Origin of the sequence: Pseudoduganella sp. R-31 (genome assembly GCF_049913235.1) — a bacterium.
Lineage (GTDB): Bacteria > Pseudomonadota > Gammaproteobacteria > Burkholderiales > Burkholderiaceae_D > Rugamonas.
This window is the reverse complement of the sequence record NZ_CP183986.1, coordinates 6021055-6047046: the sequence shown is the minus strand read 5'-3', so window position 1 is coordinate 6047046 and position 25992 is coordinate 6021055. Positions and strand designations below refer to the sequence as shown.

The following is a 25992-nucleotide window of genomic DNA, read 5'->3' as shown; positions in this document are numbered from 1 at the left end:
GAGCTTGCGGCAAGGTATTCGGCGCAGGTGGGCCAGCTTGCTTTGCTTGGCCAGCCTGTTAATTTGCCTGCCTACAGCGGCTGTCGCTGCACAGGCCGACCTGCCGGACATGGCGCGCATCTGGCGCGATGTGCAATACCTTCATCCAGCCTTGGGTGACGGGACAGTCGACTGGGATCAGGCGCTGGTCGATGCGTTACCGGCAATGCTCGCTGCGCAGGATGACGGCGCGCGCATGCTTGCCATCGAGCGGCTGATGCAACCATTGCATGATTCTGCGTTGCGCATCTGGGATAAGAGCGAGAGCCGGCCGCTCGCCCTCCCGTCGGGCCAAGCTCTGTGGCAAGAGTTGCCGGCTAGCTATTGCCTGCTGCGACTGCATGGCGGCCGCCCGGTGTCGCCGGCGGACTGGGCGAAATTTCTGGCGCATTTGCCAAACGTGCGCGGTCTGGTCATCGATCTGCGTAGCACATCCTGGCAAGTTCCCAACCAAGCTCCCTATCTGGAGCAGCTTGCAGCCCGCGTCATCACGGCGCCGCTGGCCTTGCCAACTGAGCAATACCGGTTTTATGCTGACGCGCTGCCATCCGGCACGGCGGACGACGGCGCTGCTGTCGGCGGCTTGCTGACGATGAATATGCGCTCGGTTACGCCGCAGCCCTCGCAGCGCGGCAAACCCATCGTATTTATAGTCGACAATCTGTTCCCGGTTCCCAAGGTTGCCGTGGCCCTGCAAACAAGGGGCGCGGCACAAATTATTGCAGTGGGACGAATTTTGCCTGCATATGCGGTGCCATTGCAGCACCTGAATATCGGCGAACATATAACGGTTCAGTTTAGCCGCGCCAGATTGGTGACAACTCAGGGAATCATCGGCTTTCGCCCCAATGAGGTCATCTCCGCTGCAGGCGACGGCAATGCCGAGAAGGCACTCGTGCAAGCGGCAATACAAATGCTGAAAAATCACGGCCATTGGCGTCCTGCTCCCGCCCAGCATCCAGCGCCCATAATGGCACGCCAGCACCACCAGGCTGATCAGGCCGAATTCCCCGCGCTGGAGCAACGGCTTCTCGCCGCCATTAAAATGTGGGCCACGATAGATCGCCAATATCCTTATCGGGAGTTACTTGGCGAGGCCTGGAATGACGCTTTGGCCACGTGTCTGCAACAAATGACGATGGTCAGCAACAGCCTTGAGTACGCCCAAGCCTTGGAGACGATGGCAATTCAGATGGGGGACAACCATGTCTGGGTATCGAGCCGGGCACTGAATGCCTTTTATGGAAAGGGAGACCTGGACCTGCGCTTTGCATTGATCGACGGAAAGGTTATCGCCACCGCAGACAGCGTTGGCGGCGATCAAGCAGAATTCATTCGTGCCGGCGATGAGCTCATTGCAATCGATGACCAGCCAATTTCAACGCGAATGGCAATGCTTGCGTCCCGGACTTCAGCTGCCACGGCGGCTGGCATTGAATTTGGCGTTTTGGGCACCTTGCTGCGAGGCCAGCCGGCTTCGGTCGCCAGGCTGAAGCTACTCGGTGCGCGCGGTGAGTATGAAGCCACGCTGGGCCGGAAAGCTGTAACCGCCGAGACGATTCAACGGGCATCCTCACCCGTCTTGCAAAGATTTGAAGGCCGTATCGCCTATGTGGACCTCGACCGCCTGGAACCGGATGCGGTCCCCGCCATGTTCTCGTTCATTGCGGATACGTCGGGCGTAATCTTTGACTTGCGGGGTTATCCGCGCAGTACGGCGTTGGCCATTGCCGCCCGCTTGAACGTCAAGGGCGCCGCCAGCGGCCCCGGGATACACCAGTTTTTCGGCAGTGGCCTGTTACCGTCGACAGCTTTCCGCCTGTATCATCCGCAGCCAATTCGCCGTGCCGACGGCCCGATCTATTCCGGTACGGTCGTGGTCCTGATCGATGCTCGAACCATGAGCCAGGCGGAACATGCCGCGCTCTTGTTTGAGTCGGTGGCGCCTGTCACCTTTATTGGCAGCCCGAGCGTTGGCACGAACGGCGACCTTCGCCTCATGACACTTCCGGGCAAAGTCACTGTAAGCTATTCTGGGATCGGAATCACCCGCGCCAATGGCACTCGTTTGCAACAAATAGGTATTCAACCTCATATCACGGTCCACCCTACTGTTGCGGGACTGCGGGCGCAACAGGATGAAGTGCTTGAGCGTGCATTGCTATTTCTGAAATCCGGCAGATAATGGTTTCGCCTACAGACTGGTTTCAAGTGGCGCAACTTCATTGGGGGCGGGGTACCTACTGCGCAGCTCATTGCTTATGGCTTCGCTGGTGTACACGGCTTTGCTGGCCGTCACATTAGCAGTTTGTTACCCGTTGCAGGTTCATTGAAGGTGGACACGAAGCGCTGAGCGCGGACCGCAAGCAGGGTATCGCCGTTCCGATCGACGGGCTCATGAGGCGCAACTATGGCAAGTACTCGGAGTCGCGGAAAGGCTGGCTCTACGTTGACGAAATGAACCACGCAACTTACTCCATCACGGTCGTACAGCAAAAGAAAGTCGACGGCCAGGAGGCGATGAGCTCTACCTGGTCACCAGCGGCCTCGCCATCGAATCGAAGGATGGCCAGGATTCGTTCGAAGCCTTGAGCGTCGATGCCGGGGGGGCTGAAGACTACCGCCAATGAAGCCGCCGTGGGCGAACACTTCACCACCACCAGCAACGTGGTCCTGGCGCAGCGCAATGAACAGATCGTCGTGCTGACCGAGTTCACGGCAGCGTTCCAGGTCCTGGGGCCGGCAACTGCAAGGAAACCGAGAGCGCGTATGCCGACTGGGAAAAAACAAGGACGAAAAGAAGACTGCGCCTGCCGAGGGTGAGGGTTCGCCGGAAGCGTCGAGCGAGGAGGCGGACGAGGAGTACGCCATCGTTCCGCGCCGCTGCAACCAACTGTAGTGGTCCTATCGCACCGACCCGGTAAGCGACTCGACGTTCACACCGCTGTATATCACACGCAAGGCCGGCATGCAGGAAGGAATCCAGGTGGGCACGAAAACCTGGAAGGAAATGTTCGATCCAAAGAGCTATACCTATCTGCTGCCAAACGAGCTGAAAACATCGACACGTGAAGCCGGACAGGCGCCTAACGAAACTGCGCCAGGATCCGCGCGAGCGTGCCGTCTCTGGCGGCGGCAGCGATCGCGCGATTGGCTTCTTCCAGGCTGAGATGGCCTTTGCGTGAAACCGCGCAGCGGGTCGTGAAGCTCGCCGCAGTCAGGGGCGGGTGCAGGTTCAGTGGAAAGGCCCGCAGGCGCTGCCGGTATTCGAGGACAGCGCGCGCGATCAGCACATGGTGCACCCGGCCGCGCGCCAGTTTCTCGAGATTGGTTTCCATATTGGGCGAATCGTCCCGTACAAAGCCGGCACCGAGAATCTTTTCGATTTCAGGATGCTGGTAGCCGAGGATGGTGCCGATGGCCTGTCCGCGCAGGTCGGCGATGGAATGCGGTTGCGGATGGCGGGCATCGGTGACCAGGACTTCCTCCGCCGTGAACACCGGCTCCGTCCATAGATAGTCTCCTTCGATCCATTCCGGCGTATAGCCGCACAGGATGTCGGCCTCGCCCTGCTGCAAGGCCCTGGCAATGCGCTTGCGCGGCAGCAGCAGGAAGCGCAGCTCGCGCCCCGTGCCGCGGGCCAGCGCCTCTCCCAGCATCTTGTGCACGCCGTCCGCCAGCCGGCCATTGTCGATGCGGGCCATGGGCATGTCGGCCGCCCGGTCGACCAGCACGACCAGTTCGCCGCACCCTGCGCACGGTGCGGACAGCAGCAGGCAACTGAGGACGAGCAGTCGTAACATTTTCATGCTTGGCGGTGGCGAGCGCATGGATTGAGTTGTACAGCATTGTATGCAATGATGGCACGCAAATTGACACGAAGGAACCCATGCTGCTACGCACGCTTTTCTGTCTTTTTCTGCTGACGTTCAGCCAGTTGAGCCACGCACTGCCAAGTGCCACGCCGGCGGCCCAGCCAGAGGCGCCGCTCGCGCGGCTCACCGTCGGCAACCGGACAGTCTTCGTGTTCCGCGCGATGCTGAGCGGCTATCCCCCACATGACCGCGCCGAAGCTGCAGAGAAACGCCTCGAACGCGCGCTTGCGCAAGGCGGTCCGCAGCAGGCCAGCACCCGTTCGATCGCCGAGGGTACGCAAGTCCTGCTGGACGGCTCGCTGCTGTTCCTGGTGTCTCCCGGCGACGTCAACGCCCTGGCGGGTGATACCACCGAGCTGCTGGCGCATGAAAGCGCCGCGCAATTGAACAAAGCTCTGCTGGAACGCCGCGAGCAGCGCAGCCCGGCCTATATCGCGCAAGCGCTGGCCTTGTGCGCCCTGGCCAGCTGCGCGCTGGCCTTGTTCCTGTGGGTGCTGGCGGCACTGCGCCGCCAGGGCCGGCGCCGGCTGGAGGCGATCCTGGGGCGGCGCCTGGCGCAGGTCCGGGTGCGCAACGTGCGCGTGCTCGATGCGGAACACCTGGTCCATTTCATGCGGCTCACCATGGATGTTGCGGCCTGGTTCCTGGGGCTGCTGGCCGCTTACGTCTGGCTGGCCTTTGTGCTCGCGCGGATTCCGTTCGCGCGCAACTGGGGCGAACGCTTGCAGCAATTCCTGCTCGATACCGCCGCTGAAATCGCCGGCAACGTGGCCGATGCGATTCCCGGCCTGCTGCTCGTTGCCGTGATTGTTGTCGTGGCGCGCCTTGCCAGCGCCACGCTGGCCTCTGTTTTCAAGCGCATCGAAAGCGGCGAGCTGCATTTCGGCTGGCTCGATCGCGATACGGCAGTGCCGACGCGCCGCCTGGGCAAGGTGGTGATCTGGCTGTTTGCGCTGGCCATGGCTTACCCCTACCTGCCCGGTTCGCACACGGCGGCCTTCCAGGGGGTGACGGTGCTGGCTGGGCTGATGCTGTCGATCGGCGCCTCCAGCATTGTCGGCCAGGGTGCGGCAGGCCTGATCCTGATGTATACGCGGGCGCTGCGCAAGGGCGACTACGTCAGCATCGGCGACGTGCAGGGCACGGTGGTTGAACCCGGGATCTTCGATACCCGCGTGCGCACCGGCATGGGCGTGGATGTGGCAATGCCGAATGCCTGGGTACTGTCGAATACGATCAAGAATTACTCGCGCGCCGTGCCGGGCGCTTATGTGGTCGATACGAGCGTGACCATCGGGTATGACACGCCCTGGCGCCAGGTCTACGCCATGCTGGAGGAAGCGGCTGCGACCACCGAGGGCATTGCTGCGGAACCGCGGCCGTATGTGATCCAGAGCGCCCTGTCCGATTTCTATATCGAATACAAGCTCGTGGCATGCTCGGTACTGAGCTCGCCCAATAGCCGTGCCGAGCTGCTCAGCCTACTACACCAGCAGGTGGTCGACGTCTTCAATCGCGAAGGCGTCCAGATCATGTCGCCGCACTTCACGCAAGAACCGCAGCAACCGCACATCGTGGCGCCTGCGAGGTCAAAGCCGGCGGCGTGATCCCGCGACAGGCAGCGCTGGCCGGCCTGGTTGCAGATAGAAAAACGGTGGTATCATGACCGGCTAATTACATCATATCGTGATATAAAAATGCCGTCTCCACCAGATACCCTGGCCAAGGCCGACTTCATGGCCCTGTCCGAATTCCGCTACCAGATGCGGCGCTTCGAGCGCTTTTCCGAGAACGCGGCCCAGGCCGAAGGCATCACGCCACTGCAGTATTTGCTGCTGTTGCATATCAAGGGCTTTCCCGGCCGCGATTGGGCCACCGTCGGCGAGCTGGCCGAACGGCTGCAGGCGCAGCAGCATGGCGTCGTCGCATTGCTGGGCCGCTGCGAGGCGGCCGGGCTGGTGCAGCGCCGCCCCCATGTGCAAGACCGGCGCCGGGTCGAAGTCCACCTGCTGCCCGCCGGCGAAGAAGTGTTGCTGCGCCTGGCTGCCATCCACCGCGCCGAACTGCAATCGCTGCACGGCGTCTTCACCGTTCCCAACCTGCCCGCCACACCATGAAACCGTACGATCCACGCCGCGATTTCAGCGGCGACGCGCGCCTGCTGCAGATTGGCGCCATGGCTGCCTTGATCGGCATGCTGAGCACCGGCACCGCCTGGCTGCTGCTGAAGGCCATTTCGCTGTTCACCAACCTGTTCTTTTTCCAGTCCCTGTCGACCGCGCCGCAAGCGCCGTCCGCCCATGCGCTGGGCGCCTGGGTGATCGTGGTGCCGGTGATTGGCGCACTGGTGATTGGCCTGATCGCCCGCTATGGTTCGGAGCAGATCCGCGGCCACGGCATTCCCGAGGCGATCGAGGCCATCCTGTTCAAGCGCAGTGCGATGTCGCCCAAGGTGGCGGTGCTCAAGCCGCTGGCCTCGGCCATTGCCATCGGCAGTGGCGGGCCGTTCGGCGCCGAGGGGCCGATCATCATGACCGGCGGCGCGGTCGGTTCGCTGTTCGCGCAGCATTTCCATTTGAGCGATGCCGAGCGCAAGACCCTGCTGGTGGCGGGCGCGGTGGCCGGCATGACGGCCGTCTTCGGCACGCCGATCGCGGCGCTGCTGCTGGCGGTTGAACTCTTGCTGTTCGAACTGCGCCCGCGCAGCCTGCTGCCGGTCGCCATTGCCTGCGCCGTGGCCGGTTTCCTGCGGCCGCTGCTGATGGAAGCGGGGCCGCTGTTCCCGCAGCAAAGCCCGCAGCTGCCGCCGGTAGCCTTGCTGTCCTGCGCCGTGGCCGGAGTGCTGTGCGGCGCCATGGCGTGGCTGCTGTCGACCGCGCTGTACCGCATTGAAGACGGCTTCCACAAGCTGCCGCTGCACTGGATGTGGTGGCCGGCGCTGGGCGCCGTGGCGATCGGCATCGGCGGCTATTTCCAGCCGCGCGCGCTGGGCGTCGGCTATGACGTGATCGGCGACCTGCTGCAAAATCACCTGGCCGCCGGCGTGGTGGCGACGCTGCTGGCCGCCAAGGCCGTGATGTGGCTGATCGCGCTCGGCTCGGGCACGTCGGGCGGCGTGCTGGCGCCCTTGCTGATGCTGGGCGCCGGCCTGGGAACGCTGCTGGCGCCCTACCTGCCGGGCGGCTCGCCAGCGGTCTGGCCGCTGGTGTTCATGGCAGCCACCCTGGGCGGCATGATGCGCGCACCGATCATGGCCACGGTCTTTGCCTATGAGCTGACGCACGATGCGAATGCGCTGCTGCCGGTGCTGGCAGCCTCGGTGGTGGCCTATGGCTTCACCGTCATCACCATGCACCGTTCGATCCTGACCGAGAAGATCGCTCGCCGCGGCCACCATATCTACCGCGAATACGGCATCGATCCGCTGGAGCGGCATAGCGTGGAGGAGGTGATGACGGCCGCCCCGGTGTCGATCGACGCGGATGCGCGCGTTGCCGACGTGCTGGCGTCCCACTTCGGCGCGGCGCAGCGCCACCGCGCCTATCCGGTCACCAGCAATGGCGCGGTGCTGGGCATGCTTGATCGCGCGACCCTGGTGCAGGCCAGCCACGCCGTGCACGTGCGCGAGCTGTATGGCGTGAACGCCCCGATTGTGGCGCTGCGCGGCGAAACTTGCCGCACGGTGGCGGTGCGTCTGGCGGTGCACGGACTGGAGCGCTTGCCGGTGGTGGCCGATGCCGGCAGCCGCCAGTTGGTGGGCGTGATCAGCCGCAGCGACCTGGTCAAGTCCTCGCTTTCGCTCGACAACGAGGAGCACCGGCGCCACCGCTTCCGGCGCTTGCGCTTGCCCAGGTCAGCGGGTGGGTGAGGGCGCTGGCCGCCAGTTGGCATACTTGCGGTCGATCGCAGTCGAGGTACCGTCTTTCACCATTTCCGCCATGGCCGCCGACATGGCGGCAACCTGCGCGTCCGGCACCGCCTTGTTGCAGGCCAGGTAGGCGCGCGAGGTGTGGAAGGTCAGCAGGGGCACGATCTTGCCGAGCAGGCCTTCCTGCGCCAGCACGCCGTTGGCCAGCTGGTGGCTGGTCGCCCACAGGTCAATACGGCCTCCCAGCAGCTTGCGCGGGTTGGAAAAATTGTCGGGCGCAATATCCACCTTGAAGCCGCGGTCCAGCAGGAACTGGGCGCGCACGTCGCCGTTGTAGCCGCCAATGCGCAGGTGCCTGGCGTCATCCAGCGTGGCGAGCCGGAACGGCGGGTTGGCCAGGCCGTACAGCGTCCAGTCCACTTCGCGCAGCGGCCCAACCCATTTGAACAGGGCTTCCCGCTCCGGCGTGCGGGAGGTGGAGAATACGCAGGAAGCCGGCGTGCGCAGCGCCAGTTCGTAGGCGCGGCGCCACGCCATGATCTCGATGGTGTAGCTGATGCCGGCGCGCGCCATGATTTCCTTCACCTTGTCCGGCGAGATGCCGACGACTCGTTCGCCATCGCGCATGATGTCGGGCGGCGTGTACTCGGTAAACAGCTGGAGCGAGCCGGCCGATGCCGCCAAAGGCAGCGCCAGGAACGATGCGGCGAGGTGCAGCTTGGGAGCCATGATCAGCCAATCATGTGCGTCTTGAGGCGCGAAGTCAATCAAACTGACAGGCCCGACTTGTGTCCTCCAATAATTGCTGGTACAACATTACTAGTAGCGCAAATCCAACAATTAATCAGCAACTGGAGAACCACATGAAACGACGCGCCCTCATCACCGCAATGGCATGCCTGCCCCTGTTCGGCGCCGGCCTCGCGCAGGCACAGAGCTACCCAACCAAGCCGATCACCCTGATCGTGCCGTTCGCAGCCGGCGGACCGACCGACACCGTGGCGCGCCTGCTGGCGCAGTCCATGGGCACCAAGCTGAAACAGCAGATCGTTGTGGAAAACGTCGGCGGCGCCGGCGGCACCATTGGCGCGGCGCGCGCCGCCAAGGCGGCTCCGGACGGCTACACCATCTTCCTGCACCACATCGGCCATTCCACCGCGCCGGCCCTGTACCGCAAGCTGAGCTACAACGCCATCGACAGCTTCGAGCCGATCGGCCTGGTGACCGACGTGCCAATGACCCTGGTGGCGCGCAAGGACTTCCCGGCCAAGGATTTCAAGGAATTCCTGGCTTATGTAAAAGCCAACAAGGCCAAGGTGACCTACGCCAACGCCGGCCTCGGTTCGGCGTCCCACCTGTGCGGCATGCTGTTCATGTCCGCCATCCAGACTGACCTGACCACCGTGCCATACAAGGGCACCGGCCCGGCCATGAACGACCTGCTGGGCGGCCAGGTGGACTTCATGTGCGACCAGACCACCAACACCACCAGCCAGATCAAGAGCGGCAAGGTGAAGGTCTACGGCGTCACCACCAAGACCCGCGTGCCGTCGATGCCGGACGTGCCGACCCTGAACGAAGCCGGCGTTCCTGGCTTTGAAGTGGCGGTGTGGCACGGCATGTACGCACCGAAAGGCACGCCGAAGCCAGTGATCGACACCCTGGTTGGCGCCCTGCAGGTGGCGCTGAAGGATCCGGCCGTCAAGCAGCGCTTCGCCGACCTCGGCACCGAGCCGGTGGAAACCAAGCGCGCCACGCCGGAAGCCCTGCGTGCGCACCTGAAGGCTGATATCGACCGTTGGGGCCCGATCATCAGCAAAGCCGGTGTTTACGCCGACTAAGCGCCGGCCAAGGAGTCTCTGATGTCTTCCGCAATTCGTCACCCGAAGGATTTCTGGATCGGGGTGATCTTCATCGCCATTGGGCTGGGCGCCGTGTTCACGCGCGGCGACCTGAACATGGGCACTTCCTTCCGCATGGGGCCGGCCTTCTTCCCGGTCGTGCTGGGCATCCTGCTGGCCGTGATCGGCGCGGCGGGGGTGCTGCGTTCCTTCTTCCGCCACGGCGAACCGATGGAAAAGCTGCACCTCAAGCCGCTGGCCCTGGTTACGCTGGCCGTGGTGCTGTTCGGCGTCCTGATGCGCGGCGCCGGCCTGGTGCCGGCGGCAGCCGTGCTGGTGCTGGTCAGCGCGTATGCCAGCCCCAAGTTCCGCTGGAAAGAAGTGGCACTGCTGGCCATCGGCCTGGCGGCCTTCGCCTATGTGCTGTTCATTAAATTGTTGGGATTGCCGATACCTGCGCTCGGCCCCTGGCTCGGTTTCTAGGGAGCGGGCATGGAAATTTTAAGCAACCTGGGTCTGGGCTTTGAAACCGCCTTCACCCTGACCAACCTGATGTACTGCCTGATGGGCGTCTTCATCGGCACTGCCGTCGGTGTGCTGCCGGGCCTGGGCCCGATCGCCACCATCGCCATGCTGCTGCCGGCCACCTTCGGCCTGCCGCCGGTGGCGGCGCTGATCATGCTGGCCGGTATTTATTATGGCGCCCAGTATGGCGGCTCCACCACGGCCATCCTGGTCAACCTGCCGGGCGAGTCATCCTCCGTGGTGACCGCCATCGACGGGTACCAGATGGCGCGCAAGGGACATGCCGGCAAGGCGCTGGCAACGGCGGCCCTGGGCTCCTTCTTCGCGGGCACGGTGGCCACCGTGGTGGTGGCGTGCTTTGCGCCGCCGCTGGCCGACCTGGCGCTGAAGTTCGGCCCGGCCGACTACTTCTCGCTGATGGTGCTGGGCCTGGTGGCGGCTGTGGTGCTGGCCAGCGGTTCCTTGCTGAACGCGATCGGCATGGTGATCCTGGGCCTGCTCCTGGGCATGATCGGCACCGACGTCAACTCGGGCCAGCAACGTTACACCTACGACATGCCGGAACTGGCTGAAGGCATTTCTTTCGTAATCGTGGCCATGGGCATGTTCGGCATCGGCGAGATCGTGCGCAACCTGGAGCATGATGAAGAGCGTCACATCCTGATGAAGAAAGTGTCGGGGCTGATGCTGGACAAGGAAGACTTCAAGCGCATCCTGGCGCCGGTCTTGCGCGGCACCTTCCTCGGTTCGGCGCTGGGCATCCTGCCGGGCGGCGGCGCGATGCTGGCTTCCTTCGCTTCCTACTCGCTCGAGAAAAAGGTGTCGCCGAACGCAAAAGAGTTCGGCAAGGGCGCCATCGAAGGCGTGGCGGCGCCGGAATCGGCCAACAACGCGGGCGCACAGACTTCCTTCATCCCGATGCTGACGCTGGGCATCCCGTCCAACCCGGTGATGGCACTGATGATCGGCGCCATGATCATCCAGGGCATTACCCCGGGACCGGCGGTGATGACGGAGAAGCCCGATCTGTTCTGGGGCCTGATCGTGTCGATGTGGTTCGGCAACCTGTTCCTGGTGGTGCTGAACCTGCCGATGATCGGCCTGTGGGTGAAGATGATCACCGTGCCTTACCACCGCCTGTTCCCGGCCATCCTGATGTTCTGTGCGATTGGCGTGTTCAGCCTCAATAACGCCCAGTTCGACGTCTGGCTGATGGCGCTGTTCGGCGTGTTCGGCTATATCTGCGCCAAGCTCGATGCCGAGCCGGCGCCGATGCTGCTCGGCTTCATCATCGGGCCGATGCTGGAAGAGTACCTGCGGCGCGCCATGACGCTGTCGCATGGCGACCCGATGGTGTTCCTCAACCGTCCGATCAGTGCCACCTTGCTGGCGCTGGCAGTGTTGGCGCTGGCGGTGGTGCTGTCGCCTTCCTTGCGCAAGAAGCGGGAAGAAGCCTTCCACGAGGAGTAATAAACTGACAACGCCCGGCACGCCGGGCGTTGTTTCGTTGTGGGTCGACAACGGTGACAAGCGTGAGTATCCCCGCAGGGCGCTGTCTATACTGAAAATTCTCAGTGGCAACAATCCCTACAGGAGCTCACCCAAATGAACAGCCCGGTCAGGTTATACGCTGGACGAGGTGCAGGGCCGCCACCACGCGAGGTTTTGCGACAGCGCGTTCGTGGCCAGCGAAGCATACAAGCAATTCTGGGAACGCCTGCGCGGCGGCCATTTCGAGCACGGCGAGTACAAGCGCCTTGGCAAGGGCGGGCGGGAAATCTGGATCAACGCTTCCTACAACCCGGTGTTCGACGCCGACGGCAAGCAGTAATCAAGTTCGCCACCGACATCACGGCCACCAAGCTGCGCAACGCAGAGTATGAGGACAAGGTCAGCGCGATGGACAAGGCGCAGGCCGTGATCGAATTCGACATGGGCGGCCATGTGCTCACCGCCAACAGCAACTTCCTCGATGCGATGGGCAATACGCTGGACGACATCAAGGGCGAACACCACCGCATGTTCTGCGAGACCGACTACGCGGCCAGCGTCGACTACAAGCGCTTCTGGCAAAAATTGAACCGCGGCGAATTCGACGGCGGCCGCTACAAGCGCGTCGGCAATGGCGGCAAGACGATCTGGATCCAGGCTACCTACAATCCGATCCTGGACATGGACGGCACGCCTTTCAAAATCGTCAAGTTCGCCAGCGACATCACGGAGCAGGTGCTGATGGAGCAGGGCATCAAGGACAAGGCAGCCAGCGACGCCGCCAGGATCGAGCGCTTGCTCGATGCGGTGGCGCGCGCGGCCAAGGGCGACCTGACGGCCGAGGTGCCGCCGGCCGGCGACGAGCCGCTCGACCAGTTGGGCGCCGGCATCGGCAAGATGATGGGAGACTTGCGCGGCGTGATCGGCCAGGGGTGATGTCGGGAGATCGCCAACCGCGCCGGCGTGGTGGCCGGCGGTTCGCAGGAGCTGGGCGCGACAGTCGAGGAGATGAATGCCACGGTCGAAGGACTGACCCGTTCCATCGATGCGATTGTCACCAGCACCGGCCAGGCCAACGAGCCGGCCAAGTCGACCCAGGACGAAGCCGAGGCGGGCGCCAAGGCCGTGGCGCGTTCGATCGATGCGATGGACCTGATCAATCGTTCGTCGGAAGACATCGGCGAAATCGTCAAGGTGATCAGCGATATTGCCAATCAGACCAATATGCTGGCCTTCAACGCGGCCATCGAAGCGGCGCGCGCCGGTGAGCATGGCCTGGGCTTCTCGGTGGTGGCTGACAAGGTGCGCAAGCTGGCCGAGCGTTCCTCGCAGGCGACCAAGGAGATTTCCAAGCTGATCAGCAAGTCGGTCAAGCGGGTCAATACCGGCACCGCCATCTCGCACCAGGCTAGCGAAGCCTTCGACCGCATCGTCAAGGGCGTCGGCAAGACCAGCGAAGCCATTGCCGAGATCTCGCACGAAGCCCGTGAGCAACTGTTGTCGGCGCGCGAGGTCAGCGTGGCCATCAACCATATCGCCGAAGCGGCCGGGCAGTCCGCCGGCAGCTGCGACAGCATTGCCTCGTCGACCGCCAGCCTGAATTCGCGCGCCGGGGAATTGAACAAGCTGGTCGCCGGTTTCGTGGTGTAAGCCATGGAAGCCTTGCGTGTGGCGTCGGCGGCGCCGCAGGCGGACGCCGCGGCGGCGGTCGAACTGTTTGGGTCTTTCATGCTGGGCGGCAGCGAGTTCGCCTTGCCCGCACTGTGCATCCGGGAAGTGGTCAACTTTCCCGATCGCATGACCAGCGTGCCGCTCGCCCCATCTTATCTGGAAGGCATGTTCACGCTGCGCGGCAGCGTGATCCCGGTGGTCAACCTGGGCCGCCTGTTCGATCCGTCGGCGCCTGTGGCCGCAGCTTCGGACAAGATCGCCATCATCGACTACCAGGAAGCGCAGGTCGGCCTGCTGGTGCACGCCACCGGCGAAATCCTGCGCGTGCGGCCCGAACAACGCAGCCGGTTGCGTTATGCGGAGGGATCGACACAAGGGGTAGTAGCCGGCACCATCTTGCTGGAAGACGGCCGGCGCTTGGTCCAGGTGCTCGACATCGACCGCCTGGTGCATATCGAGAACGTGCCGCAGGTGCAATCGATGCGCGCCGCCGGCGCCGAATCGCGGCGCCAGTTGCGGGTGGTCGGCGAGCGCCGCCACGCGATCAGCTTCCGTGCCGCCGGCGCCCGGTTCGCGATGGAGATGAAGGCGATCCAGGAAATCGTTCGCGTGCCCGAACTGGCCGCATCCATCCTGGCCAGTCCCCTGTGGCCGCGGCCGCATGCTGTTCCGCGGGCTGCAGGTGCCCGTGGTGGACTTTGCTGCGCTGGCCGGCGGCCAGCACGCGCAGGCCGATGCCGAACAGCGCATCCTGGTCGCCCGCATCGGCGAGGCGACGATCGGATTCCTGGTCGACGAAGTGGAAAGCATCCTGCATTTCACCAGCGATGAAGTGCTGCCGATCCCTTTGCTGAGCAAGGAGCGCAGTGCGATGTTTGCCGGTTGCGTGGGGCGGCCCGGTGAAGAGGACGTGATCCTGCTGGACCACGCGGGCATCTTCTCGCGCAGCGAGATCGGCGAGATGGACCTGGGCCATCGCCGGCTGTATCCAGCCGACCAGGGCGGGGCGCCGGCGGGAGCCAGCCAGCGCGCCGGACGCAAGGTCTACTTGAGCTTCCGGGTGGGCGAGCTGTTCGCGCTGGAGCTGAAGCAGGTGCGCGAGATCATCGACCGGCGACATCAGCCACCCGCCCGGCATGCCAGACTACCTGTGCGGGGTGCTGAACCTGCGCCAACAGCTCATCAGCCTGGTCGACTTGCGCCGCCTGTACGGGATGGACGCCGGCGAAGATGCAGGCAAGGTGCTGGTGATCGAGCGCGAAGAAGGGCGTTACGGCCTGGTGGTCGACGCGGTGGCCGACATCGTCACGTCGATGACGGCAAGCGCTTCGCTGCACCGTCGCTGATGAAGGCCTCGGCAGCGCTGCAAGGACTGTCGGCCGAATCGCATGAGGTGGTGGAGCTGCCGCAAACAGATGGCTGCACGCACAGCACCTGTTTGCTTGATCTCGAACGCGTGATGCAGCGAATTTTGCATGTCGCGTAATCGCGACGAAAAAAAATTTTCAAACGCCGCCATCAGTCGCCCCGGTCCCGCGCGCAAACGCGGGCCGGGGCGCTTCATTTTTTATACAGCCTTTACCTAAAGGCGTTATGCGAAGGTGGCCGACCATGCGATGGTGGATCGAAGCGCGTGCACGGCGCGCGATGCGCACTTTAATGTGCGCGAACTCGCAGATCGGCGCAAAAAAAGAAGAAGAAAATCATGCGTGCTGGTTGCGCATCGACAAGCTTTCGTGTACTTTGCGAACTTGAAATCGCGTGAATTTGCAAGCACTGTTTTTTCGGGTGTGTTGTTACCGCAAAAATCGAAAAATAATGGGAACCAAAAACGCATAAGTATGCTTAAAGACCACACGACGACAGCGAAGCCGCTCTCCTGATCACTCGATCAGGCCGGGCGGTTTTTTCTTTGAACGCTGGTCGTACCAAGTGGCCCGGCGAAGGGTCGAGGAGCTGAGTTGACGCCCCACCCGCGCAATCGTCGCGACAAAGAATTTGAGTCCTGCGCTGCCAAGCACCGGCGCAGGAATCGATGGCTGAAGCGCTGCACTTGTGAGGAGGTGCAGCAGTTCAGCTGGGTGCCGAATTCATTAGCGCAAACCGCAACCCTGTTTGTGCCGATGAATAATTCGCCTGGTCCAGCGCAGGGCCGGACGGGTTTTAAATTTGTGCGTGAATTTTTCCCATCCCAGATGAAGGAGAACTAAAAATGGCAACCGCCGCTAAGAAGAAACCAGCAGCCGCTAAAGCAGCTGCTCCAGCAAAGAAAGCTGCCGCCAAGCCGGCCGCTAAAGCCGCAGCTAAGCCAGCTGCCAAACCAGCTGCCAAGAAAGCCGCTGCCAAGCCAGCCGCTAAACCAGCAGCCAAGAAAGCTGCCGCCAAGCCAGCTGCAAAACCAGCAGCCAAGAAAGCAGCAGCTAAGCCAGTAGCGAAGAAAGCCGCTGCTAAGCCAGCAGCAAAACCAGCAGCGAAGAAAGCAGCAGCCAAGCCAGCAGCCAAGAAGACTGTAGCTAAAGCAGCAGCAAAACCAGCAGCCAAGAAAGCAGCAGCTAAACCAGCAGCCAAGAAAGCCGCCGCTAAACCAGCAGCTAAAAAAGCCGTTGCCAAGAAAGTAGCAGCTAAGCCAGCAGCCAAGAAAGCTGCAGCTAAACCAGCAGCCAAGAAGACCGTAGCTAAAGCCGCTGCCAAGCCAGCTGCCAAGAAAGCTGCTGCCAAGCCAGCCGCCAAGAAAGCTGCTGCGAAACCAGCTGCCAAGAAAGCCGCTGCCAAGCCTGCTGCCAAGAAGGCCGCTCCTAAAGCTGCTGCCAAGCCAGCCGCCAAGAAGCCAGCTGCCAAGAAAGCTGCTGCCAAGCCAGCTGCTAAAAAAGCCGCTCCTAAAGCCGCCGCAAAACCAGCTGCCAAGCCTGCAGCTAAAAAGGCCGCCCCAAAAAAAGCCTCGGCTAAGCCAGCAGCCAAGCCAGCTGTTGCGCCAGTAGCCGTAGCACCGGCTGCAGCTCCGGCTGCTAAACCAGCTGCCCCTAAAAAGGCCGCTCCTAAGAAACCAGCTGCTCCCAAGAAGGAAGCTGTGAAGCCAGCCGCCGCACCAGCACCTGCTGCTGCAGCCCCAGCTCCAGCCGCCGCTCCGGCAGCAAAAACCGTGATCGCCCCGGCAGCCGCCTGGCCGTTCCCGACCAGCACCCGTCCTTCCTAAGCCGTTAAACGCTTGGTGCCGGATGGCGAAGACACCGCTGTGTGAGACAATCGCACAGCGGTTTTTTTATTTGGAGTGAACTCGTGTTTGATATTCTGAAGTTGATCGTCGATGTTATAGCGAGCCTCCTCGGCGGCGTGCTGCTGCTGCGCTTCTGGATGCAGGCTATCCGCGTCCGGCCGCCTTCGTCGGTGGCACAGTTTACTTTTCAATTATCGGATTGGCTGGTGCGCCCGCTGCGCCGCATCGTTCCCGGCATGGGCGGCTATGACTGGGCCAGCCTGATCGGGGCGTTCCTGATCGTAATCCTGGCGACGTCGATCGATTTCCTGATTGGACGGTCGGTGGAGTACGTGTTGCTGGCGGCCTTGTATCGCTTCCTGCAGTGGATACTGTTCGGTTTCATGGCACTGCTGATCATCGAAGTGATCTTCAGCTGGGTCAACCCGCATGCCCCGCTGGCGCCTTTCGTGCGCGCGCTGAATGATCCGCTGCTCAGGCCTATCCGCAAGGTGGTGCCCCTGGTTGGCAACCTGGACTTGTCGGTGCTGGTGGCGGTGATCCTGCTGCAGATCTTCCAACTTCTGCTGGGCAAGCTGTTCGGGGTGGCATGAGCCGCAGCTGGTGTTCGCCCTTGCCGGGCGGCGTGCGGCTGGCGGTTCAGATCCAGGCGAATGCGAAGAAGACCGAGGTGATCGGGGTGCTGGATGATGCCCTGAAGATCAAGCTGGCTGCGCAACCCATCGAGGGCAAGGCGAACGAGGCCTTGGTGAAGTGGCTGGCCGGAGCCTTGGGCGTGTCGCGCAGCGCGGTGACGCTGACGCATGGGCAGACCAATAAGAAGAAGCTGCTGGAAGTGTCCGGCGTGACGCTGGAGGATGTGGCGCGTCTTGTAAACCGGTAAATCTGGGTCAGACCCAAGGGTCTGACCCCGTCAGAGCGACGGCCGCGGGTTTCGGTTGTGCGTTTTTGATCTTCTCAATACGTCAAAAGCCTGGAACCCAACCCGCGCCTGGGAGACCGTACAGGGTCAGACCCTTGGGTCTGACCCTGGTTTACCGGTTTCAGAAACGGTAACCGAACGCCGCCTCAAACTTGTCCGCGATTTCAGCAGGCGTGAACACATGGTTCTGCGCCCCTTTGGTAACAATCTTGATCGCACCCAGCAAACTGGCCAGGCGGCCGGTCGACTCCCACCCCAGGTCGTTGACCAGGCCAAACAGCAAGCCGGCGCGATACGCATCGCCGCAACCGGTCGGGTCCAGGTCGAGCGACGAATCGACCACCACGGCAGGAATATCGATCCGCTTGCCCTGGGTATAAATCTCCGAACCCTTCTCGCCACGGGTCACGATCAATGCTTCCAGCTTGGCAGCGATATCCGGGATGGTCAGCCCGGTGCGCGACATCAGCAGTTCGATTTCATAATCATTGCAGGTTACATAAGTGGCCTGCTCGATGAAGCCGATCAGTTGTTCGGCGGTGAACATCGGCATCTGCTGGCCCGGGTCGAAGATGAACGGGATGCCCAGGCGCGCCAGGTCTTCCGCGTGCTTCAGCATGCCCAGGTGGCCGTCCGGCGAGATGATCGCGATGCGGGCCGGGCCGGCTTTCTCGATCGGATTCTCGTGCGCGAACGACATGGCGCCTGGGTGGAAGGCATTGATCTGGTTGTGGTCCGCATCGGCGGTGACGAAGCACTGCGCGTTGTAGGCATCCTTCTTGATCAGGATGTTGTCGGTCGAGATGCCGAGCTTCTGGAAGCGCTCCAGGTAGGCCGCGCAGTCCTGACCCAGCACGCCAACGATGCGCGGGTCGCCGCCCAGCATCTTCAGCGAGTAGGCGATATTGCCGGAGCAGCCGCCAAACTCGGTGCGCATGGTCGGCACCAGGAAGGACACGTTGACCTTGTGCAGCTGGTCTGCCAGCAGGGTGTCGCCGAAACGGCCCTCGTATTGCATGATGATGTCGATGGCCAGCGAGCCACAGACAAGCGCGGTTTTAGTCATAGTATTTTTAAGGGTAGAAAATGGCGATGTGATAGCCGGAAGCTTTGAGCTCATTCAGCTCGAAGTACAGTTTAATGCTTTGCTCGCTGCGCGGACCGAAGCCTTTTTCGGGCTCGATTGGCGAGGGCAGGTATTCGCGCGGGGCAAATACGCGCCGCAGCACCGGCTTGTCGGCGTTGTCGTTCAGGGTCAGTTCGATGTGCGGCCAGGCTTGTGGAGTCTTGGACTGGTTGCGCAGGACGGTGCTGAAGCTGAAGGTGTTTTCAGTCATGCTGGCCAGCTCTCCCGGTTCGACGCTGAGGGCATCGAGCTGGGTGGGCAGGGCGATCTTGCATCCGAGCGGCTGGCAGACGGCGGCCAGGGCTGGCTTCAGTTGCGGGTAATTCGCGGCCAGGCTGTCGCGGAAGGTGGTGGCGGCTTGCAGCACCAGTCCCGCCAGCAGGATCGGGACGCCGACGGCCATCGTGATCGTGACCGCCTTGCCGTACTTCTGGCTGCGGTCGACGCGCTTCACGAAGCTCAGGTCGGAGTGGTCGAGGTCTTCGGCTTCGGCCTCGGCTTTTGCTTCGTCGACGCCGGCCAGCGCGCGCATGCGGGCAGCAACTTCTTCGGCGCTCGATTCCTGTGCGGGGCCGTTTTCTTCAAGCGCAAAGACTTCGTGTTCGGCGGACGGACCGCTGGCATCGCGGCGCGATTTGGCGCGCTTCAGGGCGCGTTCACGGCGGGATTTGGCCGGTTGTTCGGCTGGCGCTTCGTCGGGGATGGAGGCGCCGTCGTCCGGTGCATCCGTGTTGACTGCTGCGACTGCATGCTGGGCAGTTTCGTCGGGATCGGACAGGCTCCATGCTTCGCTGGCTGGCGCAGCGTCGTCGGACGCCTCTGCTTCGCCTGTGTGCCACGGTTCGGCATCCAGGGATGGTTCGCTCAGGCGGTTCGCCTCTGCCTCGGCTGCTGGTGCTACCGGCTCGGACGGCTCTTCGGACGGCAGGTCTTCAAAATGGTGCGCGTCATCAAGGGCGGCGACCACCACGTGCTCTTGGGGCGTGTCGAGCGAGGGCTCGACGCGGCCGTCGGGATGTAAATTATCGGTCGACCATTGGTCGATAGCCTCCACGAGGGAAGCGCCGGCCTGCTCGCCAGATTCCGTCGTCGCGTGCTCTTCGCCGGCGGGCGTATCGTCCCATGGCTGAACGCCATCGCCATCTTCGACCGCCTGCGCTGGCTCGAGGCGGGCCTCATTGTCGGCCAGTGAATCGGTGTGCTCGATGGGTGATGGGGCCTCGAATGCGGACGCTTCATCGGGCGCGAGCACGATTTGGTCGGCAATTTGGGCCGGCTCGACAGGTGCTTCGTCCCGCTGCGGGGGCGCTTCATCGTCGGCAGGCGAATCAGCCTGCTCGACTGGCGCTGGGGCTTCGACTTCGAGCGCTTCTTGCGGCGGGAGCGCGCTCGCGTCGGCAGCTTGCGCCGGCTCGGCAGGTGTTTCGTCCCGCTGCTGAGGCGTTGTATCGTCGGCAGGCGCGCCAGCCTGCTCGACGGGCGCTGGGGCTTCGACTTCGAGCGCTTCTTCCGGCGCGAGCGCGCTCGCATCGGCAGGTTGCGCCGGCTCGGCAGGTGGCTCGTCCCGCTGCGGAGCGGCTTCAAGGGCAGCAGGTTGCGCCCGGTCGACTGGCGGAGGGGCCCCGAATGGGAGGCTTTCTGCCGGCTGGGGCATCGCCGTGGACGTGGTTGCGTCGACAGGAGGCCGAGCGGCCGCCGCAGGGATTGGCGTTGGCGCTGGCGTGAACGCGGTGCGCGGTGCTGGCGTCGTCGGTGCGGTGGCAGCTGGTGTTGTTTGCGTAGCGGCCGAGAAAGTGGCATCGGGCGACAGCACATCCGAAAGCATGGCTGAGCCAACCGGGGCCGACGCTTTGGCGGCCGGTGGAGGTGCCAGGGGCTGCGACGGTTCTGCGGTGGCCGTGAAGATGGCATCGGGCGCCACCAGGTCGGCCAGCGAAGACGAACCAGCCGGCGTCCGCGCCTTGGCTGATGATGCCGCGGCAGCAGTGTCGGCTACCAGCGGAGGTGATGGTTCGGCAGCTGCCGTGAAAGCGGCGTCGGGCGACACTACATCGATCAGCGAACGCGCAGCCGGCGACGAGGGGGCGCGAGCTGCCGGTGACGGCGCCGTAGCGTGCAAAACTTCGACCGGTTGCGATGGCTTGGCGGCAAGCGGAGCGGCAGCCGGGCGTGATGGCTCGGCGACAGGCGTCGAGGCTGCCGCTTGCGCAGGCGCGGCGGGCTGCGGCGGTTCGGCTTGCGATGGCGAAGTTGGCGCGGGCGATGCCACCGCAGGATTCGTGGTCACGTGGGTGAACGCACGAGTGACGGCGGCGATGGCGATGTCGTCAGGCGAGGGCGCTTTGGGCTGGGCGGCAGCGGGCACTGGCTCGGCAACAGGGGCCGGAGTACCTGCGGTACGCCAGACGGCAGGCGAGACTGGCTCGGCCACAGGCGGCTGTGGCGCAGCAGGTGCCGGCTCCTCGCCGAAATCGATCTCGAAATCGACCGGCGAGCCATGCACGTAATCGGAGACCGCCGGCTTGGGCGGCGGCGCCTCGGCGACTACATCGGGAATGACAGGAGTCGGCTTGGCAGCCGGTTCGACCAGGGCAGCATTGCCGTCGAAGACCAGCGCGCAAGAGCCGCAACGGACAATGCCCCCGCGCAGTTTCAGTTGGTCAGCCGCGACCCTGAAGATCGTATTGCAATGGGGGCATTTAGTGGCGAGCGCCATCAGTCAGGAAGCTACCTTATGCCAGCGTGCCGGACAGGCACACCCAGCCTTCGTGCTCAGCCCAGACGCTCAGTTTGATGAACGGCGCGTAGGCCGCAGCGACTTCTTCTGCCTGGCGCGCCAGCACGCCAGACAGCACCAGCGAACCGCCCGGTGCAACGCGGCCGGACAGCATCGGCGCCATCAGTTTCAGCGGCGAAGACAAGATGTTGGCGACCACGATATCGAAACGCTGCGAGGCAAACGCCGATTCCGCGAAATCATCCGGCACGAAGTACTGGATATCTTCCACGCGGTTGCGCACCGCATTGTCGTTGGCCGAGACGATCGCCTGTGGATCGATATCCACACCGGCTACCGTGGCAGCGCCCAGTTTGCGCGCCACCATGGCCAGGATGCCGGAACCGCAGCCGTAATCCAGCACGGTCTTGCCCGGAGCCGGGTGGGCTTCCAGCCATTCCATGCACAGCTTGGTGGTCGGGTGGGAGCCGGTGCCGAAAGCCAGGCCGGGATCAAGTTCCAGCACCAGGGCCGACGGATCGGGGGCTTCGTGCCAGCTCGGCACGACCCAGATGTTCTTGCCGATATGGATCGGCTCGAATTGCGACTGGGTCAGGCGCACCCAGTCGGCATCCTCCACCTTGCGGGTGGTGAACTTTGGCAGGTGAGCCAGCCCGATCGCGCCGGCGGCAGCCGCCACGATCAGGGCCTGGTCTTCCTCGTCATCGGTCAGCGCGACCACGCGGCTATGATCCCATGCCGCTTCGGTCGGCTCCATGCCCGGCTCGCCGAACAGGGGTTTTTCGGCGTCGGTGCCTTCATCGGCATCCTCCACCGACACCGACAGCGCGCCCGCATCCATCAACGCTTCGGACAGGGCCTCAGCGTGTTCACGGGCTACTTCGATGACGATTTCAGTCCAGCTCATCTTATTTCTTACCTATTTTACTTACCTGCTTTTGGCATCTCTGCCAACCGTTGTTCCAAATAATGGATGTTGGTGCCACCTTCGATGAAGCGTGCGTCAACCATCAGCTCGCGGTGCAGCGGGATGTTGGTCGAAATGCCTTCAACGACCATTTCCGACAGCGCGATCTGCATGCGGCGGATAGCCTGCTCGCGGGTCGCGCCGTAGGTAATGACCTTGCCGATCATCGAATCGTAGTTCGGTGGTACAAAGTAACCCGCATAGGAGTGCGAGTCAACACGCACGCCTGGGCCGCCCGGTACGTGCCACGCGGTGATGCGGCCTGGCGACGGGGTGAACTTGAACGGGTCTTCGGCATTGATACGGCACTCGATGGCGTGGCCGGACAGCATCACGTCGCGCTGGCGGAAGCGCAGCTTTTCGCCGGAAGCGATGCGGATCTGTTCCTGCACGATGTCGATACCGGTGATCATTTCGGTCACCGGGTGCTCGACCTGCACGCGGGTGTTCATTTCGATGAAATAGAACTCGCCATTCTCGTACAGGAATTCGAAGGTACCCGCGCCGCGGTAGCCGATTTTGCGGCAAGCTTCGGCGCAGCGGTCGCCGATCTTTTCGATCAGCTTGCGCGGGATGCCCGGCGCCGGCGCTTCTTCGATCACTTTCTGGTGGCGGCGCTGCATGGAGCAGTCACGCTCGCCCAGCCAGACGGCGTTTTTGTGTTCGTCGGCGAGGATCTGGATTTCCACGTGGCGTGGGTTTTCCAGGTACTTCTCCATATACACTTCCGGATTGCCGAAGGCGGCGCCGGCTTCCGACTTGGTCATGGTGACCGCGTTCAGCAGGGCAGCTTCGGTGTGCACCACGCGCATGCCGCGGCCACCGCCGCCGCCAGCGGCCTTGATGATCACCGGATAGCCAACCTTGCGTGCGATCTGCACGATGGCTTTCGGATCATCCGGCAGGGCGCCGTCGGAACCTGGCACGCAAGGCACGCCGGCCTTGATCATCGCCTGCTTGGCCGACACTTTGTCGCCCATCATGCGGATCGATTCGGCGCGCGGGCCGATGAAGACAAAACCGGATTTTTCCACGCGCTCGGCGAAGTCCGCGTTCTCGGACAGGAAGCCGTAGCCCGGGTGGATCGCTTCCGCGTCGGTGACTTCGGCCGCGGAAATGATGGCCGGCATATTCAGGTAGGACTGGGCCGAAGGAGCAGGGCCGATGCAGACGGACTCGTCGGCCAGCTTCACGTACTTGGCGTCACGGTCGGCTTCGGAGTGCACGACCACAGTCTTGATGCCCAGTTCGCGGCACGCGCGCTGGATGCGCAGGGCGATTTCACCGCGATTGGCAATAAGGATTTTTTCAAACATGGCAGCTTCTATGTTTGTGAAAGGAGGAGAGATTGTGCTGGCTGCCGCGGTATCCACAGCAGCCATGGCCCGGCTTTAGCCGATCACAAACAGTGGCTGGCCGAATTCGACCGGTTGGCCGTTCTCGACCAGGATCTGGGTAATGGTGCCGGATTTGTCGGCATCGATCTCGTTCAGGAGCTTCATCGCTTCGATGATGCAGAGGGTGTCGCCCTCCTTCACGGTGGCGCCCACTTCAACAAAGGCTGGGTTGCCAGGCGCGGAAGCGCGGTAGAAAGTGCCCACCATTGGGGACTTCACAACGTGGCCGGTCGGCTCGGCGGCAGCTGGAGCGGCGGCGGCAGGCGCGGCAACCGGTGCTGCGACAGGAGCGGCAGCGGGTGCGTAATGGGTTGGCGCTTGCGACGGCATCATCACGACCTGGTTTTGTGCCAGACCGCCGGACTTGACGATGCGAACCTTGCTTTCGCCTTCGGTCACTTCCAGTTCAGCGATGTCCGACTCTGCTACCAGGTCGATCAGCGTCTTCAGCTTGCGTAGATCCATGTTGTTGGCTCCCTTGTTCTATCTATTATGTTGACGGTTACATTGATGTCACCTTATGGGCGGCATCGCGTTAGATGTGCGCAGATCGCGGTAGATTAACTGCTTTTTAAAGCAAAGTCGATGGCGAGACGATATCCCTCGATACCAAGCCCGCAGATCGTCCCCTGTGCGATTGCGCTGAGATAGGAATGGTGGCGGAACTCCTCCCGCCGATAAATATTCGAAATGTGCACTTCAATAAAAGGGATCGCTACGCCGGCCAGTGCATCGCGCAATGCGACGCTGGTGTGGGTATAGCCACCCGGGTTGATGACGATGAAATCCACGCCCTCGGTTCGGGCTGCGTGGATGCGGTCAATCAACGCTCCTTCGTGGTTGCTCTGGAAACAGGCGAGCTGTGCACCGGCTGTGTTGGCCTGTGCCTGCGCAGCCTGTTCAACGTCTGCCAGCGTGCTGGCGCCGTAGGTTTCAGGCTCGCGCGTCCCCAACAAATTCAGGTTGGGGCCATTAAGTAGCAGCAGGTTCGATGCCATGATTCCCTGACCATTTTCCGCGAAAGTTCCGCATTTTGCCGCCATCTACGAGCATTGGCAAGAGAAAATAACTTGTCGGAACTTAATAGAACGGTCGTTCGGCGGCGTTCTTCTGCTAGTTTAGTGCCGCCAGGTCGGCCTTCAGGTCGTCGAATTTCAGGCGTGCGAGGTAGGTCTTTTTGACTGTGCCGTCAGCGCCGATCAGGACGGTGAAGGGCAGCCCGCCTTGCGTGTTGCCGAACTGGCGCGACAGTTCGGTCCCGCTCATTCCTGCCACGTAAACAGGGTAGGCGACTCTCACTTTCTGTGTGAATTCTGCAATATTGGATGGCGAGTCAATGCCGATACCGATCACCTGGACCTTCTTGCCGAGCTCGGAATTTTGCAGTTCGGACAATTCCGGCATCTCTTCCACGCACGGTGCGCACCACGGCGCCCAGAAATTCACCAGCAGGTTCTTGCCTTTCCATTTCGACAGCGCTTCCTTGACGCCTTTATCATTTGGCAAGGACTCGGCCATCATGGCGGCCACCGGGCTGGTCACGCCGGCTGGCGCGGTGGTGGTGATCGGGGCTGGGGCGGGAGCTTGCTGGGTGTGGAGGAAGTACCAGGCGCCGGCGCCGGCAAACAGGACGGCGGCCACGGCGTAGATTGCAAATTTTTTCATTATTGGGCTGGGTGGGAGCTATTGGTAAGGATGGTGCGCAATTCGGTGAGGTCGGCGCGCAGCAGCTTGTCGCCGCTTTTCTTTTTCGCGCCGCGCAGATCGTCCTGCTCATAGATTTCGACGTGCACGCCGACGTTCTTCCACATGAAGCTGGCCGTTTCAACATCTTCGAAACGGGGGCCTCGAAAATGGGGCGACTCGGAGATCTCGATTTGCAGGTTCTTGTTTAATAAATAGATTTCTACTTCCTTGGCGCTGTCGACGAATACTTGCAGGTGGATGTCGTCGTGCATGCCCGCCGTACCGTACAGGACGGAGCCGGTCAGGAAAGGTTGGTATTGTTCCAGCATTTCCATGACCTGCAAAGCCAGGCCGCGCAATCTGAATAAATGCGCCGGGTGGGTGTCGGCGTTATATAGAGCGTGGTATAGGCGGACTTCTTCTTCGATCTGTTCGTTGTCGGGCAGGATGTCGGACAGGTCGCGGGCTTGCGACTCGCCCAATATCTGGCGGGCGGCCTTGCGTTTGGCGCTGCCGTAGTCGGCGCCATCCTGCGCGATCATGCGGGCGGCGGCGGCGGCGATTTCGGTTTTGATCTCGGGGTTCATGGATGCATCATACCTAAAACCGGTAATTCGGGGTCTGACGGGGCGG

26 protein-coding genes and 1 pseudogene are annotated in these 25992 nt (G+C 62.7%); 15 read left to right on the top strand and 12 right to left on the bottom strand.

Translation table 11 applies throughout. From position 1 onward, the window contains the following. Positions 1-46: 46 nt before the first annotated feature. Positions 47-2224: a S41 family peptidase gene (locus tag ACN9MY_RS27565; protein ID WP_426164882.1), complete on the top strand. Its 2178-nt coding sequence runs from the start codon at positions 47-49 to the stop codon at positions 2222-2224. Positions 2225-2510: 286 nt separating this feature from the next. On the opposite strand, the gene ACN9MY_RS27560 is transcribed toward ACN9MY_RS27565, so the two are convergent. Then, a complete protein-coding gene (locus ACN9MY_RS27560) occupies positions 2511-2756 on the bottom strand; it encodes a hypothetical protein (protein ID WP_426336418.1) in 246 nt (81 codons plus the stop codon). Between the two features lie 369 nt (positions 2757-3125). After that, positions 3126-3842, bottom strand: coding sequence for a substrate-binding periplasmic protein (locus ACN9MY_RS27555; RefSeq protein ID WP_426336417.1), 717 nt, complete (start codon positions 3840-3842; stop codon positions 3126-3128). A gap of 86 nt (positions 3843-3928) precedes the next feature. Here ACN9MY_RS27555 and ACN9MY_RS27550 point away from each other — a divergent pair, with 86 nt between their 5' ends. The 3 genes from ACN9MY_RS27550 to ACN9MY_RS27540 all read left to right on the top strand — a co-directional run bounded on the left by ACN9MY_RS27550 (position 3929) and on the right by ACN9MY_RS27540 (position 7782). Continuing rightward, positions 3929-5521 carry a mechanosensitive ion channel family protein gene (locus ACN9MY_RS27550; protein WP_426336416.1) on the top strand — a complete coding sequence of 531 codons (1593 nt, stop codon included), beginning with the start codon at positions 3929-3931 and terminating at the stop codon, positions 5519-5521. Between the two features lie 90 nt (positions 5522-5611). Next, entirely contained in the window at positions 5612-6031 is a 420-nt protein-coding gene (locus tag ACN9MY_RS27545) for a MarR family winged helix-turn-helix transcriptional regulator (protein ID WP_426319264.1), read from the top strand. Beyond that, positions 6028-7782: a chloride channel protein gene (locus ACN9MY_RS27540; RefSeq protein WP_426336415.1), complete on the top strand. Its 1755-nt coding sequence runs from the start codon at positions 6028-6030 to the stop codon at positions 7780-7782. The genes ACN9MY_RS27545 and ACN9MY_RS27540 overlap by 4 nt, the downstream gene beginning before the upstream one ends. Here ACN9MY_RS27540 and ACN9MY_RS27535 read toward each other — a convergent pair. Continuing rightward, positions 7768-8511, bottom strand: coding sequence for a substrate-binding periplasmic protein (locus ACN9MY_RS27535; RefSeq protein ID WP_426164870.1), 744 nt, complete (start codon positions 8509-8511; stop codon positions 7768-7770). The two genes, ACN9MY_RS27540 and ACN9MY_RS27535, sit on opposite strands and share 15 nt — an antisense overlap. A 134-nt stretch (positions 8512-8645) precedes the next feature. On the opposite strand from ACN9MY_RS27535, the gene ACN9MY_RS27530 reads away from it, so the two are divergent. From ACN9MY_RS27530 to ACN9MY_RS27495, 8 genes and pseudogenes are all read left to right on the top strand, one after another. Continuing rightward, positions 8646-9623 carry a tripartite tricarboxylate transporter substrate binding protein BugD gene (locus tag ACN9MY_RS27530; protein WP_426164868.1) on the top strand — a complete coding sequence of 326 codons (978 nt, stop codon included), beginning with the start codon at positions 8646-8648 and terminating at the stop codon, positions 9621-9623. Positions 9624-9644: 21 nt separating this feature from the next. After that, the gene (locus ACN9MY_RS27525) at positions 9645-10106 is read left to right on the top strand and encodes a tripartite tricarboxylate transporter TctB family protein (RefSeq protein ID WP_426164866.1); all 462 of its coding nucleotides are present in this window, start codon (positions 9645-9647) and stop codon (positions 10104-10106) included. 9 nt (positions 10107-10115) lie between these two features. Continuing rightward, on the top strand, positions 10116-11618 hold the full coding sequence (locus ACN9MY_RS27520) for a tripartite tricarboxylate transporter permease (RefSeq protein ID WP_426319261.1): 1503 nt from the start codon (positions 10116-10118) through the stop codon (positions 11616-11618). A gap of 169 nt (positions 11619-11787) precedes the next feature. Further along, a complete protein-coding gene (locus ACN9MY_RS27515) occupies positions 11788-11979 on the top strand; it encodes a PAS domain-containing protein (RefSeq protein ID WP_426336414.1) in 192 nt (63 codons plus the stop codon). Between the two features lie 68 nt (positions 11980-12047). After that, on the top strand, positions 12048-12575 hold the full coding sequence (locus ACN9MY_RS27510; protein WP_426336413.1) for a PAS domain-containing protein: 528 nt from the start codon (positions 12048-12050) through the stop codon (positions 12573-12575). Between the two features lie 30 nt (positions 12576-12605). Further along, positions 12606-13289 (top strand): methyl-accepting chemotaxis protein, encoded by a 684-nt coding sequence (locus tag ACN9MY_RS27505; RefSeq protein WP_426336412.1) that lies wholly within the window; start codon positions 12606-12608, stop codon positions 13287-13289. Between the two features lie 3 nt (positions 13290-13292). Next, positions 13293-13703 (top strand): annotated as a pseudogene (locus tag ACN9MY_RS27500) (chemotaxis protein CheW); the annotation flags it as partial. A 268-nt stretch (positions 13704-13971) separates the two neighbouring features. Then, positions 13972-14796 (top strand): chemotaxis protein CheW, encoded by an 825-nt coding sequence (locus ACN9MY_RS27495; protein ID WP_426336411.1) that lies wholly within the window; start codon positions 13972-13974, stop codon positions 14794-14796. A 677-nt stretch (positions 14797-15473) separates the two neighbouring features. Here the strand turns inward: ACN9MY_RS27495 and ACN9MY_RS27490 are convergent. Further along, complete coding sequence (locus ACN9MY_RS27490; protein WP_426336410.1) at positions 15474-16268, bottom strand: hypothetical protein; 795 nt, start codon at positions 16266-16268, stop codon at positions 15474-15476. A 109-nt stretch (positions 16269-16377) separates the two neighbouring features. Here ACN9MY_RS27490 and ACN9MY_RS27485 point away from each other — a divergent pair, with 109 nt between their 5' ends. The 3 genes from ACN9MY_RS27485 (at position 16378) to ACN9MY_RS27475 (ending at position 17407) form a co-directional block, all read left to right on the top strand. After that, a complete protein-coding gene (locus ACN9MY_RS27485; RefSeq protein ID WP_260115156.1) occupies positions 16378-16503 on the top strand; it encodes a hypothetical protein in 126 nt (41 codons plus the stop codon). Positions 16504-16586: 83 nt separating this feature from the next. After that, positions 16587-17117, top strand: a complete 531-nt coding sequence (locus tag ACN9MY_RS27480) for a YggT family protein (RefSeq protein WP_426164854.1) — start codon at positions 16587-16589, stop codon at positions 17115-17117. Beyond that, positions 17114-17407 (top strand): DUF167 domain-containing protein, encoded by a 294-nt coding sequence (locus ACN9MY_RS27475; RefSeq protein WP_426164852.1) that lies wholly within the window; start codon positions 17114-17116, stop codon positions 17405-17407. Before ACN9MY_RS27480 ends, ACN9MY_RS27475 begins: the two co-directional genes overlap by 4 nt. 160 nt (positions 17408-17567) lie before the next feature. Here ACN9MY_RS27475 and ACN9MY_RS27470 read toward each other — a convergent pair whose 3' ends face one another. The 8 genes from ACN9MY_RS27470 to ACN9MY_RS27435 form a co-directional block, all read right to left on the bottom strand. After that, complete coding sequence (locus tag ACN9MY_RS27470) at positions 17568-18512, bottom strand: carbohydrate kinase family protein (RefSeq protein WP_426164850.1); 945 nt, start codon at positions 18510-18512, stop codon at positions 17568-17570. A 7-nt stretch (positions 18513-18519) separates the two neighbouring features. Further along, entirely contained in the window at positions 18520-21288 is a 2769-nt protein-coding gene (locus tag ACN9MY_RS27465; RefSeq protein ID WP_426336409.1) for a DUF3426 domain-containing protein, read from the bottom strand. A gap of 16 nt (positions 21289-21304) precedes the next feature. Then, a complete protein-coding gene (prmA, locus tag ACN9MY_RS27460) occupies positions 21305-22216 on the bottom strand; it encodes a 50S ribosomal protein L11 methyltransferase (RefSeq protein WP_426164846.1) in 912 nt (303 codons plus the stop codon). A gap of 17 nt (positions 22217-22233) precedes the next feature. Beyond that, positions 22234-23592 carry an acetyl-CoA carboxylase biotin carboxylase subunit gene (gene accC, locus ACN9MY_RS27455; RefSeq protein WP_426164844.1) on the bottom strand — a complete coding sequence of 453 codons (1359 nt, stop codon included), beginning with the start codon at positions 23590-23592 and terminating at the stop codon, positions 22234-22236. 75 nt (positions 23593-23667) lie between these two features. Then, on the bottom strand, positions 23668-24138 hold the full coding sequence (gene accB, locus ACN9MY_RS27450) for an acetyl-CoA carboxylase biotin carboxyl carrier protein (protein ID WP_426336408.1): 471 nt from the start codon (positions 24136-24138) through the stop codon (positions 23668-23670). A 95-nt stretch (positions 24139-24233) separates the two neighbouring features. Further along, entirely contained in the window at positions 24234-24671 is a 438-nt protein-coding gene (gene aroQ / locus ACN9MY_RS27445) for a type II 3-dehydroquinate dehydratase (protein ID WP_426336407.1), read from the bottom strand. A gap of 115 nt (positions 24672-24786) precedes the next feature. Continuing rightward, on the bottom strand, positions 24787-25338 hold the full coding sequence (locus ACN9MY_RS27440) for a redoxin family protein (RefSeq protein ID WP_426336406.1): 552 nt from the start codon (positions 25336-25338) through the stop codon (positions 24787-24789). After that, positions 25338-25946, bottom strand: coding sequence for a hypothetical protein (locus ACN9MY_RS27435; protein WP_426164836.1), 609 nt, complete (start codon positions 25944-25946; stop codon positions 25338-25340). Before ACN9MY_RS27435 ends, ACN9MY_RS27440 begins: the two co-directional genes overlap by 1 nt. Positions 25947-25992: the final 46 nt, after the last annotated feature.